Source organism: Fructobacillus fructosus KCTC 3544 (assembly GCF_001438695.1).
Lineage (GTDB): Bacteria > Bacillota > Bacilli > Lactobacillales > Lactobacillaceae > Fructobacillus > Fructobacillus fructosus.
In genome coordinates, this window is record NZ_JQBH01000011.1 from 26,018 (window position 1) to 40,562 (window position 14,545).

General features: G+C 45.8%; 9 protein-coding genes. All 9 read right to left on the reverse strand.

The window, feature by feature from the left end; genetic code table 11:
• Positions 1 to 168: 168 nt before the first annotated feature.
• Positions 169 to 3,048 carry an excinuclease ABC subunit UvrA gene (uvrA, locus tag IV71_RS05940; RefSeq protein WP_010690559.1) on the reverse strand — a complete coding sequence of 960 codons (2,880 nt, stop codon included), beginning with the start codon at positions 3,046 to 3,048 and terminating at the stop codon, positions 169 to 171.
• A 60-nt stretch (positions 3,049 to 3,108) separates the two neighbouring features.
• Positions 3,109 to 5,121: an excinuclease ABC subunit UvrB gene (gene uvrB / locus IV71_RS05945; RefSeq protein ID WP_010690561.1), complete on the reverse strand. Its 2,013-nt coding sequence runs from the start codon at positions 5,119 to 5,121 to the stop codon at positions 3,109 to 3,111.
• 106 nt (positions 5,122 to 5,227) lie between these two features.
• Positions 5,228 to 7,342, reverse strand: coding sequence for an LTA synthase family protein (locus IV71_RS05950; RefSeq protein WP_010690563.1), 2,115 nt, complete (start codon positions 7,340 to 7,342; stop codon positions 5,228 to 5,230).
• A 25-nt stretch (positions 7,343 to 7,367) separates the two neighbouring features.
• Entirely contained in the window at positions 7,368 to 7,622 is a 255-nt protein-coding gene (locus IV71_RS05955; protein WP_010690564.1) for a YkuJ family protein, read from the reverse strand.
• Positions 7,615 to 8,652 (reverse strand): lysylphosphatidylglycerol synthase transmembrane domain-containing protein, encoded by a 1,038-nt coding sequence (locus IV71_RS05960; protein ID WP_010690565.1) that lies wholly within the window; start codon positions 8,650 to 8,652, stop codon positions 7,615 to 7,617. The genes IV71_RS05955 and IV71_RS05960 overlap by 8 nt, the downstream gene beginning before the upstream one ends.
• Positions 8,653 to 8,662: 10 nt before the next feature.
• Positions 8,663 to 9,730, reverse strand: coding sequence for an LTA glycolipid anchor biosynthesis glycosyltransferase, IagA/BgsA family (locus IV71_RS05965; RefSeq protein ID WP_010690567.1), 1,068 nt, complete (start codon positions 9,728 to 9,730; stop codon positions 8,663 to 8,665).
• Between the two features lies 1 nt (position 9,731).
• Positions 9,732 to 10,967 (reverse strand): glycosyltransferase family 4 protein, encoded by a 1,236-nt coding sequence (locus IV71_RS05970; protein ID WP_010690569.1) that lies wholly within the window; start codon positions 10,965 to 10,967, stop codon positions 9,732 to 9,734.
• Positions 10,968 to 11,048: 81 nt separating this feature from the next.
• Complete coding sequence (locus tag IV71_RS05975) at positions 11,049 to 12,815, reverse strand: ABC transporter ATP-binding protein (RefSeq protein ID WP_010690570.1); 1,767 nt, start codon at positions 12,813 to 12,815, stop codon at positions 11,049 to 11,051.
• A complete protein-coding gene (locus IV71_RS05980; RefSeq protein WP_010690572.1) occupies positions 12,808 to 14,544 on the reverse strand; it encodes an ABC transporter ATP-binding protein in 1,737 nt (578 codons plus the stop codon). The genes IV71_RS05975 and IV71_RS05980 overlap by 8 nt, the downstream gene beginning before the upstream one ends.
• Between the last annotated feature and the right edge of the window lies 1 nt (position 14,545).

Sequence of the window (14,545 nt, forward strand, 5' to 3'; positions counted from 1 at the left end):
TTAAGTATTTTAACATGTTTTTAATCTAAGTGGTAAAAAAGGTTACAAAGTCCTTTTCTTCACAAATAAAAAAAGGATGATTTTCGATTAGAAATCAGCTAGTTGAAGCCTTTTTGTTTTCTTTTTGAACAATAAAAAAAACAGCATTTCTGCTGTTTTTAAAAACCTTTATGACTTCTTCTCCGCCTTTTCCCGTGCAATATCACGTTCCATGATTTGCTTGAGGTACTTAGCTGTATAGGAGTCCTTGCTCTTAGCGACTTTTTCGGGAGTACCCGTGGCGATAATTTGGCCACCACCGGCACCACCCTCAGGACCTAGGTCGATGATCCAATCGGCGGATTTAATTACGTCCAGGTTGTGCTCAATGACGGTCACGGTGTTGCCGTTGTCAACCAGACGGTTCAAGACAACCAGCAGGCGCTCGATATCGTCGGTGTGCAAACCAGTCGTTGGCTCGTCTAGGATGTAAATCGTCTTACCGTTTGTGCGTCGGTGCAGTTCGGAAGCCAGCTTCATTCGCTGTGCTTCCCCACCTGACAAAGTCGTCGCCGACTGGCCCAACTTGACGTAGCCCAAGCCGACGTCAACGATTGTTTGCAAACGACGAGCAATCTTCGGAATGGGAGCAAAGAAGTCTAAGGCTTCTTCTGCTGTCATATCCAAGACGTCGGAAATGGTCTTGCCCTTATACGTCACTTCCAGGGTCTCGGAGTTATAGCGCGTGCCATGACAAACTTCACAGGCCACGTAGACATCAGGCAGGAAGTTCATTTCAATCTTGATGACCCCGTCACCACGACAGTTTTCACAGCGACCACCCTTGGTGTTAAAGGAGAAACGGCCCTTGGCATAACCACGCAGCTTGGCTTCGTTGGTTTGGGCAAAGAGTTCGCGAATGTCGTCAAAGACACCGGTGTAGGTTGCGGGGTTCGAACGGGGTGTCCGTCCAATTGGCGACTGGTCGATATCGACGACTTGTTCGACGTTTTCGACTCCCTCCACCTTGCGGTAGGCACCAGGCTTATTCGAGTTCTTGTTTAGCTTTTGCTTCAAGACACGCTTCAAGATGGTGTTCACCAAAGTCGACTTTCCAGAGCCCGAAACACCAGTCACGGCCACGAACTTACCAAGTGGGAACTTGGCCGTCACGTTCTTCAGGTTGTTTTCCTTGGCTCCGCGAATGATAATTTCCTCACCATTACCCTTGCGACGCGATTTTGGGACCGGAATGAACTTCTTACCAGACAGGTACTGACCCGTCAGTGAGTTCGGGTTAGCCATCACCTCTGCCGGTGTCCCGGCCGCCATAATTTTACCACCAAGGGAACCAGCGCCCGGGCCGACGTCGATTAAATAATCGGCCGCGTTCATCGTGTCTTCGTCGTGTTCAACCACGACCAGTGTGTTCCCCAAGTCACGCATCGCTTGCATGGAAGCCAACAGCTTGTCGTTGTCGCGTTGGTGCAAACCAATCGATGGCTCGTCCAAGACGTAAAGAACACCGGACAGGTTGGCCCCGATTTGTGTAGCCAAGCGAATTCGTTGGGATTCCCCACCGGACAACGTGGCAGCGGACCGTGACAAAGTCAAATAGTCCAAGCCAACGGACTGGAGGAAGCCCAGGCGGTCCTTGATTTCCTTCAGGATTGGCTTAGCAATTTCCTCGTCTTGCTGACCGAGTGTAATGCTGTTAAAGTAGTCAATTTCGTCGTTGACTGGTAGGTTGGCCACGTCACCGATGTTTTGTCCAGCGACTTTGATGGACAAGGCCGCCTTGTTCAACCGGTAGCCGTGACAGGCCGGACAAGTCAACTTGGTCATGTACTGGGCCATGACATCACGGGTAAAGTCCGAGTTCGTTTCCTTGAAACGGCGGGCGATGTTGTTCATGACCCCTTCGAAAGGTTGGTCGACATCGCGAACCCCACCAAAGTCAGAATTGAAGTGGAAGTGGAATTTCTTGTCACCCGATCCATAGAGAATCAGCTCCTGCTGGTCCTTCTTCAAGTCCTTAAAGGGTGTATCCATGTCAATCTTAAACTGCTCACAGAACTGTTCCAACAATGCAGGATAGTAATTCGACGAAATCGGATTCCAAGGCGCAATTGCTCCCTGACGAAGCGTCAATGTATCGTCTGGAATGACCAAATCAATGTCAACTTCCTGATTCGAACCTAAGCCCTGACAAACCGGGCAGGCCCCGTCGGGCGCGTTAAAGGAGAACAGTCGGGGTTCCAGGCGACCAGGACGGAAATCCTTCAAGTCACCCAGGTAGTGGTCCGACATCCGAATTGGCGCTTGCGCTTCCTCATCACCGCGTGCGACTGGTTCCAAAACGACAAGACCGTTGGCCAAGCCAGTGGCGGCTTCGATGGAATCGAACAGTCGCGAGCGTGAACCGTCCCGCATCACCACTCGGTCGACCATGACCGAGATGTCGTGAAACTTGTTACGGTCGAGGCTGACATCATCAGGGCCGTCGAGCTCGATAATTTCGCCATCGACTTTGGCACGGAGGTAACCCTGCTTTTGCATCTTTTCAAAGGTCTTTTGATGTGTTCCCTTTTTATGTTCAATCACGGGTGCAAAGACCTGTAAACGCGTTTCCTCTGGTAAATTTTTTTGTGCGTAATCCACCATTTGATCGATGGATTGCAGAATTTTGGTGCCATCAGCTGGATCATCCGGCTTTCCAACACGAGCAAAGAGCAAACGGAAGTAATCGGCAATCTCGGTTACCGTTCCGACGGTTGAGCGCGGGTTATTCGAAGTTGTTTTCTGATCAATCGAGATGGCCGGTGAAAGGCCATCAATGGAATCGACGTCCGGCTTATCCATTTGCCCCAGAAACTGCCGGGCGTAGGCCGACAGTGATTCCACGTAACGACGTTGCCCTTCGGCATAGAGTGTGTCAAAAGCCAAAGAGGACTTACCGGAACCGGATAAGCCAGTCACAACGGTCAAGGAGTCCTTTGGAATATCGACATCGATGTTTTTTAAATTGTGGGCCCGAGCACCACGAATTTCAATTTTATTCTTAGCCATGTTTTCCTCTACTTGCTAAAAAGCCCATCACTGGGCTTCCTGTTTAAACAGACTCACTAACTAGCGGCCGGCCTGTTTTTTTAATTTCATGATGTTATCACGGACTTTCGCAGCGGTTTCAAAGTCGAGTTCCTTGGCAGCCGCCTTCATTTGCGCTGACAAGTTCTCCAAGATATCCGTTTGATCCGACTTTGGTAAGTCGGCAAAGTCGACCTCCGTCATGTCGACCGACTCCGTTTCCTCACTTGGCCGATCAACACGGATCAAGTCACGAATGTCCTTTTTAATGGTTTGTGGCGTAATACCATGTTCCTTGTTGTAAGCCATTTGAATCTCACGACGACGAGCCGTTTCATCCATGGCTTCCTTCATGGACCTGGTGACCTTATCCGCATACATAATCACGTGACCATTGGCATTACGAGCCGCACGACCAATGGTCTGAATAAGGGAACGAGGATTACGCAAGAAGCCCTCTTTATCGGCATCCAAAATGGCCACCAAAGACGTTTCCGGCACATCGATTCCCTCTCGAAGCAAGTTGATGCCGACCAAGACATCGTACTTACCAAGACGCAATTCGCGAATAATCTTCGTTCGCTCCAGCGTTTTAATATCGGAATGCAAATAAGCAACCTTAATCCCGACATCTTTCAAATAATCCGTCAAGTCTTCTGACATCCGCTTGGTCAATGTCGTAATGAAGACACGCTCATCACGTTCAACTCGCTTGTTAATCTCGCCAACTAAATCATCAATCTGCCCCATAACTGGTCGAACTTCCACTTCCGGATCAAGCAGACCAGTTGGTCGAATAATTTGTTCCACCACGTCTTTTTTGGGGACTCGTTCAAGTTCATAGTCACCAGGGGTGGCCGACATATAAATAATTTGGTTAACGTGCTTTTCAAACTCCGGCAACGTTAACGGCCGGTTATCCAAGGCAGAAGGTAAACGGAACCCGTAATTAACCAGTGTTTCCTTGCGGGCCTTATCGCCATTATACATACCACGAACCTGCGGCATCGTCACGTGACTTTCATCGACAACAATCAAAAAGTCATCTGGGAAGAAGTCAAGCAGTGTATAGGGCGCTTCTCCCTTTTGGCGACCGTCCATCCAACGCGAATAGTTCTCAATTCCTGGCGTAAAGCCCATTTCTTGGAGCATGGCCAGGTCGTATTCCGTTCGCTGACGAAGGCGTTGTGCTTCGAGTAGCTTCCCCTCTTTTTCGAATTCCTTTAGACGTTCTTCCATTTCCTCGCGGATACCAACCAGAGCCTTCTTCATCCGGTCATCGTCGGTCATAAAGTGCTTAGCGGGATAAACCGCTACATAGTCTTTTTCGGAAACAACCTGTCCGGTTAAGGCATTAATCTGACGAATCCGATCAATTTCATCACCAAAGAACTCCACCCGCAAAGCCAATTCATCTTGTGAAGATGGAAAAATCTCAATAACATCACCGCGAACACGAAAGGTTCCACGCTGAAAGTCAATGTCGTTACGCGCAAACTGGACGTCTACCAGGTCGTGCATTAACTGGTTACGACCGTACTCGCTGCCGACGCGCAAGGAAATGACGTGATTCTTATACTGGTGCGGATCACCCAATCCAAAGATTGAAGAAACTGAAGCCACCACAATGGTATCATTGCGCTCAAAAAGCGAGGCCGTCGCCGAGTTTCGCAACTGATCAATTTCATCGTTAATGGCCGAGTCCTTTTCAATAAAAGTATCAGAAGAAGGCACGTAAGCCTCTGGCTGATAATAATCATAGTAGGAAACGAAGTATTCAACCGCATTATTCGGGAAGAACTCTTTCAATTCGGAATAGAGCTGACCCGCTAGGGTTTTGTTATGTGACAACACTAAGGTTGGTTTATTATTTTGAGCAATGACGTTGGAAATGGTAAAGGTCTTTCCGGTACCAGTGGCACCAAGAAGGATTTGTTCCTTTTCGCCATCCTTCAACCCTTTCACTAACTGCTTGATGGCCTTTGGTTGGTCACCAGTGGGCTGGTACTTTGAAACAACTTCAAATTTTTCATTCTCTCGTTTTGGTGCTACCATGAGGCCTCCAAACTGTTAAAACACTTATTTTATTATAGCAAAAAACGAACAGATGTTCTATAACACAAATCTGTTCGTTTTTGAGTTCAATATCCAATCAAGAAGCTTACTTTAGTTCCGGTGCATCGGTTTCGTATTCGTTCACCGTCGACTGGCCGTTGTTTTTAGCAAGCAAAGAGGTCGGGTTTGATTTTTGGTTTTGCTTCAACTGCTTGAGCGCAGAAGCCTTTTGGTAGTCATAGGATGACTTATTCACTGTATAGGAGTTCAATCTCGATTTATCGAAGCGAAGCAAGTCGCCTGTAATGACTTTATCGGAATAAGACAAAGACTTATCCGCGTATGCCTGTACTCGTGCAGCCGTTGCTTTCAAAGCCGGATTAGACTTCATGGACAGCTTTTGGCCCGTCTGAGTATCATAATAGTCATTTCGATACTTTGTGTAGGTTGGGGTCACCCAATCACCATTTCGGAAGACAACCGTTTGTGGGTTTTGCTGTGAAAGCAAATCATGACCAAAAATCGTCATGCCATCCGTTGATACTCCAAGCAAATGCAAGAGGGTTGGCATCATATCAATTTCGCCACCATAAGTGTGGTTAATGCCACCCTGCAAGCCAGTGCCGTGAATCATGAACGGAACCTTTTGGAAGTTGGCCAAATCATAATTATCAACGGAATCCTTACCAAGTAACTTGGCAATGGCCGGTTGGTGGTTTTCAGAAATTCCGTAGTGGTCACCATACAAAACAAAGGTTGAATTATCGTAGAGGCCGGTCTTCTTCAGGTAGGTCATCAATTCACCAAAGGCTTGGTCCAAGTAGTGAGCCGTTTGTACGTAACCATCCACTGTTGAATCCCCTGTCTGGGTTGCTGGGAAAGTGGCGTTCTCCTTATCCAATGTATATGGATAATGGTTGGTAACCGTGATTAACTTGGCATAGAACGGCTGAGGCAATTGTTCAATGTATTGCGCCGTATCCTTCAAGAAAATCTTATCTTTCAAACCATACCCAACGGAGTAATTGGCCTTGTCAGCGTTTGGATAGTAGTTCTTTGAGAAGAAGTAGTTATAACCAAAGGACTTATAGGTGTTATTCCGGTTCCAAAATGTTGAAACATCGCCGTGGAAGGCAGCGGATGTGTAGCCCTGCTGACCAAGAATTCCCGGCATGGACTCGAAGGTATTGGCCGTTCCGTACTTTGTCATGGCCGAGCCGGTTGCCAAACCATACAGCGAATTTTCCTGCATCATTTCAGCATCGGAAGTCTTTCCCTGTCCAACTTGGTTATAGAAATTATCAAAAGAAAGGGTGTTTTGATCATGGTAGAAAGCATTCAAGTTCGGCGTTACTTCCTGCCCATCGACTTTATAATCAATCAAGAATTGTTGGAAGGACTCTAAGTGAATGACAAAGACGTTCTTCCCCTTTTGACTGCCATAGTAGCTGGCATTGGCCGGAATGTTGTTTTGATTAATAAAGTTCTGAACCGTTTTCAAATCGCTAGCCGTCGCCTCTTTACGAGAGTCAGACTGCTTCTTCGTTTGAAAGGCGTTGAAAGCCGCGTATTCATTCAAACCAAGATACTTAACGATGTAGTTATTATCAAAGGACCGTGTCAGCAAGCCCGAGCGATCAACCGAAGCAATCCCAAAATCAACCAGCATCAAAGCAACACCCAGGCAAGTGGTCAAGAAGGCGTAGCGCTTTAAAATTTTCTTCTTGTCAATTGGCCAGAGCTTAAAGAGTAAGAACACGGCTAAAATAATTACATCGACATACACAAGAAAGTCGGTTGGCCTAATAATAGCCGCAATGGACTTTCCAAGGTTATTCCCCGTTGATGAACCCGAACCAAGAATGCCGAATGACAGGAAGTCTGAAAACTCACGATAATAGAGCATGTTGGCAAAAAGCCAAATGGTCTGAATTAAGTTGAACAGCCAGACGAGGAAGTAGGCTAGCCGTCCACGGAAATAAAGACCAATGCCAAGTAGAATAATGGCGGTTGGAATTGGATTTAGCGCTAGCAAAAACAACTGAATGGGACCGGAAGCCCCCAAAGAAAAGTTAAAGAAGTAATTGAGATAGGTCTTCAACCAAACGAGAATTAAATTTAAGACAAAAAAGCCAGTCAGGCTCGACCACCAATGTTTTGACGCTTTCACTGTTGACCAATTCAAGCGCTGTTTAATCGTCCCCATAAAGTTACGTAACATTTCTTTATTCCTCACAAAAACTGACCTAAAAGGTCAGTTGCACATCACGAAGTAAATCGTATATTTCAATTGCCACTAAATCAATATCATCAAAATGGTAGTGCTTTTTTAATCGATGGTCGAGCACATCCCACTCTTGGTTTTCTTGATCATAGGTGACTTGTAACAGTTCCAATCCATAGAGGTCAAAACGTCGTTTTTGATACCGACCATCCTTTGACTTTTGCATCGCAGAAAGGCGGTTTAAAATATCTTGTAATTGACTCGTTTTTTCAGGCATGATGTCCTTCTTTTTGTTCTTTTGTTGGAATGACATAAGCCAAGATTCCAGCAAACAAACCAAAGTAATAGGTAATCAAACGCCAGATCAAAATCACTAAGACCAGCGTTGCCGGGTTTTTCACGAATGGTGTAAAGAGTAATTGAAAGGAAATTTCAGCCCCACCCACTCCACCAGGAATTGGAAAGAGGGAAATAACCATCACAATCATAATGTTCATGGCGATAATCAACCATGGATTAACCGTACTGTAGCCAAAAGCTCGGATAACAAAGTAAGGGACCACGTAAAGCGCAATCAATTGCAATCCAGTATAAACCGTAGCAATCGACAATGAACGTGTTGAACGAATCACCCGCTTTGATTCCTCATGGAAGCTACGGATTTTTTCTTCTGAACGCTTCTTAAAGGTCGAAATACTGTCACCCTTGTAAAACCCTGAGACTAATTTAGCACCCATGTCCACGACTTTCAAGGACAAAGTCGGCCAAAACATCACCAATAAAATCCCGATAATCACAACGGCATGGATGGCAATGGCAAAGGGAATAAATGTTGCAAAAGCCGGATTCACGTTTTCATAAATGAAGTGATCTGCAGCAAAGTAGCCAACGATGAAAAACAAGACAACCACCACTTGGTACACCAAGAACTTCATTAAAATAACGGAAAGCGCTCGTGAGGCTGGGATGTTACCACGAGTCAGCCCGTAGAGTTGTGCAGGTTGACCACCCGTTGCAAAGGGTGTTAAACCAACACCCAACTGATTCATCAGCGGGACCCGCATCAACGTACCAAACGAGGTATCCGACCGGTCTTGCTTGCTTAACAAGGCATGGGTAGCAAAGGCTTCAAGAATTAGGGAGAGTATCATCATCGAAAAAGCGATGAGCAGAAAACGCCAATCAAGTACCTTTAAGGCAGCTTCCAATTGTTTTCCCCGACCGGACAGTTCGTTAACCAAATAGTAAATCACTAGTCCGGTTGTCAAGAGGACAACGAGAGCAGAAAGTTGGTTTCGGCGTGACATGTCAGACTCCTTAGACTGTTTGATCGGACAAGTTGATATCAACCGTCCCGTTATCATTGAGTGGTAAGCGTTTGTCTGCCAGCGTTGCTCGATAAACATCATCGAGCACCCGTCCGATTTGATGCAAATCACGCTCTTTCGCCACCTGGTAACCGGCCTCAGTCAAGTCAGGGCGATTACCAGCCAAAATCGCTTGCATTTGCTTATCAAAGTCATCCAAGCTTTCTGCCTTATAACAGTTTTCCTGGTCGACTAACCACCCATCGTATACCGGAATATCACGCACTAACAGTTTCTGCTTAGAGGCCAAGGCCTCTAACACCACAATACCTTCGGTTTCTTCATAAGAAGGATAAAGGAATAAATCAGCAGCGGCGAACGCCCCTTTAATAATGTCACCAGTAATGTAACCAGGAAAAATCAAATTAGCCGGGTGATGCTCGATGACATGGCGAACCTTCCCGGGTACAATGGCCAAGTTTGTATGACCAAACCAAATAAAGGTGATTTCTGGGTGACGCTTGGCCAGCTCGACAAAGTCGAAAATCCCCTTTCGTTCAAAGAAAAGACCGACAGACATCACGACTTTTTGATCAGGTTGAATATTGAAATATTCTTTGTAAGCCTGAACTTGTTCTTCTTTATAGCCGTACTTGGCCAAATCAATCCCATTGGATACTGGATAAATTGGTTGCGTTAACCCGTAATTTTCAAGTAAGGACTTGGAATACGGAGTCGGGGTAATCAAGGCGTTTCCTTGTTTGTAAAGTGACACAAGGTATTTCTTGTAAAATGGCGCCAACAGGTTTGAACCGAAGAAAGAATTACGAAAGTCCTCATAAGTTGAATGGGCATGATAAATAACTTTTTTACCCATTTTGTGTGCTTTTTTAACCATTTGCATGGATCGCAAACCGTAGGTATTGATGTGTAAAACGTCGTAGTCGACACACTTGGGGTCAGTAGTTACAGTGACATCTGCCACTGGACCAAGCGCAGCCAATTGCAAGCGCATTGCACGGCCAATCCCCGATTGGGCAATCAAGTTTTGGTTTTCAAAGTATAAAAGGACTTTCAAGTCAATTTCTCCTAAAAGGATTTCGTAAGAGGCGTTTGATATAACCAATTTCGTCATCGTTCAATTGGTCAGAATCATCGGCCTGTTCATCTTGTTTATAGTTTTGGATTACTTCTTTGTAAAAGGTAAGAACACGGTTCGCAAAGGTGTCTGCGTCAACGTTCTTAACGGCTGCTCGGCGAACTTGCTCATCTTCTTTCGAATCAGGGCGCTTTAGGTAAGACAAGACAGCATCAATGAAACCGTCATAGTCGTCAACCAGCTTTCCAATGGCTGAATCCGTCACCAGCTGATCAAGATATGGTGAGTGAATGGCCACGAAGGGGCGGTCACAGGCTAGGGCTTCAATAAAGGTCAAGCCCTGGGTTTCAGAATCAGACGAAGAAACAAAGACCGTTGCTAAACGATAGTAATCAGCCACTTGGTCGTGGTCCACCATTCCAGTGAAAGTAATCGCGTCTTGCAGACCAAGTTCTTCTACTTGATCCTGAAGTGATTTTTTAGCGGGACCATCCCCCGCAATTAACAAGCGTGCATCGGGTATTTGTTCCAAGATTTCAGAAAAAGCCGAAATCGTCATGGCAATGTTTTTCTCAAAGGCCAAACGCCCGAGTGACAAAACAACTGGGGTACCGGGTTTAATCCCGTACTTCGCGTGTAAGTCTTCCCTACCAGAACCTAGTTCCTTAATGGCAACACCGGTTGGAATAACCGGAATCGGAATATCATCGACGCCATATGAAAGTAAGCTTTCTTTCACTCGTTCAGAGGGGGCAATACAACCGTCCATGGACTTGAGATAGGCCTTCATCAGATGGGAAACGGTCGAAGGCTTAATTAGCATTCCCTTTGCCACATAGTGAGTATAGTCTTCATACATGGTGTGATAGGTATGAATAGCCGGAATCTTCAATCGCCGGGCAACGTACTTCCCAATTAGACCAAGTGAAAACTCCGTCTGAGTATGCACAATATCCAGCTTCACCTCTTTGGCAATTTCAACAGCCTGGATTAACCCGCGAAAAGTCAAACGGCGGTCTTTAAATCCAAAGTATGGTAAGGAAGAAAAGCGGTAAATATGTGGTTCATCAGCATCTTTACTAACTTTTGGATCCGTTGTTGTAAAAATATAAACTTGGTGCCCCTGAGCTTCGAGTGCATCTTTTAAGGTTTGGATAGACGTTGCCACACCTGATACTTGCGGAAAATAAGTATCTGTAAATAATCCGATATTCATGCCAAGCCCCCATTCATTCGCGAAGTTAAACGTAGTGCCAATATTATACCATCTTTCGAAATGGCAGCCAAAAGCCCATATCTAATCAAAGACCATCTGGTTGTAATAGAGTTCGGAATAAAAGCCTTTTTCGGACAGCAACTGCTCGTGTGTCCCCTTTTCAATGACCCGACCGTCTTTTAAAACAACGATTTGATCGGCAGACAAGATTGTCTTTAACCGGTGAGCAATCACAAAGGACGTACGGTCCTTCATGACGTTTTCCATCGCTAATTGGATTTTCGCTTCCGTCACAGTATCAACATTGGCCGTCGCTTCGTCTAATATTAGCAAATCAGGGTTTGTCAGAATGGTTCGAGCAATCGACAGCAATTGCTTTTGACCAGTCGAGAATAGGTTATCCGCCCCCGTCACCTGCGTATCGTAGCCATCGGGTAAGCTCATGATAAAGTCATGAATGTTGGCCTGTTTGGCCGCATCTTCAACCTCTGCCAAAGTCGCTTCGGGCTTTCCAAAGGCAATGTTTTCACGAATCGACTTTGAAAAAATAACGGACTCCTGTAAAACAATGCCAACACGGCGCCGCAACGATTCCAAATCAAAGTCTTTTATTGGTGTCCCATCATAGGTAATCTCACCTGAGTTCAAGTCATAGAAGCGGTTCAGCAAATTCATGACCGTGGTCTTTCCTGAACCGGTTGGTCCCACCAGGGCCACCATCTGCCCCTTCTTCACGTCAATGGAGACATCCTTTAGAATGGGGCGTCCTTCTTGGTAGGCAAAGTCAACATGCCTTAAAGCCACACCACGTTTTAATGGACCAGCCTGCAAATGACCGACGTTCACTTCATTTGGCATCTCCTCGACATCTCGAATCCGGTTTGCCCCAGTAATGGCTAACTGAAGTGGGTTATAAATGGCCGTTAACTGAGAAATTGGCTGGAAATATTGTTGAGAGTAGGTAACAAAAACGACAATTAAGGACAGACCAGCGGCCTTATCCATTCCATTATGGAGCACTAACCACGAACCAAAGAAAATCACAATGGCTAAGTTTAAGAGTGAAAAGCCCTGCATCAAGGGTGAGAGGAGTCCTGAATAGAACTGCCCCTTTTGGCTGGCTTGACGAAGCGTTTCGTTAAATGGGCGGAACGATTCAATCGATTGTTCTTGCCGACCTTCCGCCAGTAAGACCGCTTGACCGGATAATTGTTCATTAATGTAACCATTTAAATCACCGGTAGCTTGCTGCTGCTTTTCAATTTGCTTACAGGCCTGATTAACAATGACCAACGCAACTACGATGGCAACCGGTGAAAGGGCCATCGTTACAAGCGCCATTGTCAACGACTTTTCAAGCATCATCCAGATGATGCCAAGGAAAAGGACACCTTGAGAAAAAATTTGAAAAACGGCAGAATTCATGGCATTGAACACGTTATCCAAATCAGAAGTGAACAAAGACAAAATCTTCCCGTCCTGGTGTGAATCAAAATAACGAATCGTCTTCTTTTGCAAATTAGCGAAGAGGCCGGTTCGCATCTCACCAACTGAATCGGAGGAGACCCGTGAAATAATCAGCCCGGACAGAACCAATCCAATTTCTGAAAGCAAGTAAAAGAGCACCATTCCAATCAATGCCTGATAAAAGTCATGTAAAGACGCATGGGCACCTGGTGTAAAGGAGGCCGTCAAGTATTTTGTTAAGCCGGAAATAGCATCCCCAAGATAAAGTGGCGCCTTAATCTGGGCATAGGTCCCCAACAACACGAGGGTAGCCGCCAAAATCAAGCCCTTCCAATAGGGCGTTAAATAACTTGTAAAATAGCGAACCGCGCGTTTAATCATTTTCTTGCCCCTTCCCTTTTTGACTTTGATAAATTTCTCGATAGACCGGACTGTTTGATAGCAGCTCATTGTGTGAACCAACGCCGACGATTTGACCAGCATCAAGCACAATAATCTGATCTGCATGAATGATTGAAGCAATCTTTTCGGCAATAATGACCTTCGTTGTCTTTTGAAAGTCGTTAGCCAAAACATCTTGCACACGGCGCTCTGAACGAGCATCCAAGGCGGAGGTTGCATCATCTAAGATGAGCAAGCGGGGCTTTTTCACTAAGGCCCGGGCCAAAGAAAGGCGTTGCTTTTGCCCCCCTGACAAGTTCGCAGAACGTTCCGCAATTTCATGTTCCAATCCATCCGGGTAAGCATCAACAAAGTCAGCAGCCTGAGCTGCATCAACTGCTTCAGCCATTTCTTCCGGACTAGCGTCTTCCTTGCCCATCTTTAGATTAGAAGCAATTGTTCCTGAAAACAGAACTGGCTTTTGCATCACAATGGCCACCGACTGGTGCCAATCAGAGGAAGCAATTTCTTCAATGGCATGGCCATCTACCGTAATCTGCCCAGCATCTGCCTGATAAAGTCGTGCTAGTAGCAAGGCCAGTGTGGACTTTCCAGAGCCGGTCGAACCGACCACACCCAGTGTTTGCCCAGCAGGAAGTGTAAAAGAGAGGTCATGTAGAACGGCATTTTCGGCTTTCGGGTAGGTAAAGGAAACATCTCGAACTGTCAGTTCCTTGGTTAAAAAGTGCTCTTTAGCCATTGCTAGCTGATTGCCCTTTTTCTGATGCTCCGTCTTTTCCGCCATAATCCCCGCAATTCGTTTCAATGAAACAAAGCCACGGGAAGCAAAAGTCGAAATCATGCCCAACATCAAAAGTGCCATCAAAATCTGATTCAAATAGGTAATGAACGGTGTGATTTTAGCTAACTGATCTGGCGTTTCTTTAATCGACGTCGAAATAAAGAGCATTGCAGCCGCGATTGCTGCGTAGGAAATCAACATGAAAATTGGGAACATCAAGTTAAAGAGGTAGCCGATTCGACGGTTTACATCCGTTAGTTCCTGGGTGTTTTGGGCAAAGGATGCTTCCTCTTGCCCTTGCTGATTAAACGATTTCACGACCCGAACACCACTCAAGTTTTCCTGTGCGAGCGTGTTATTTTGGTCAATTAGTTGCTGTATTTTCCCAAAATAACGGCCCATCATGGCAAAAATCCGTTTGGAAGAAAGCACAATCAAGACAATCATGAGGAGCACCACCCACCAGAGGGAAGGTAAGGTCCAGATGGACAAAATAATGGCCCCAACAAAAAGAATAGGCACTCGCAGCACCATCTGTAGGGATTGCATCACCAACTGTTGCACCTGGTTAATATCGTTGGTTAATCGAACGACCAGGTTGGCCGAACTATAGGACTGCACCTGTTCCAGTGAAAATTGTTGAATTTTTTCGTATTCGGCCTGACGAATATCAGCAGCCACGGATTGTGATACTTGCGAAGCAAAGTAGGTACCGGTTACACCGGCGACGATACCGACCAAAGCAAGCAATAACAGATAAAAACCATTTTTTAAAATCAAGTCACTCTTGTCAGCAATGATCGCTGCCATCATTTTTTCCAAAAACTGTGGTTGCGTCAGTGTTGCTAAAGCCATCATCGTCACTGCTAAAATAGCAACCGTTATTTTTTTCCAGTAGGGCCTTGCATAGGTGATTAGTAGTTCCATC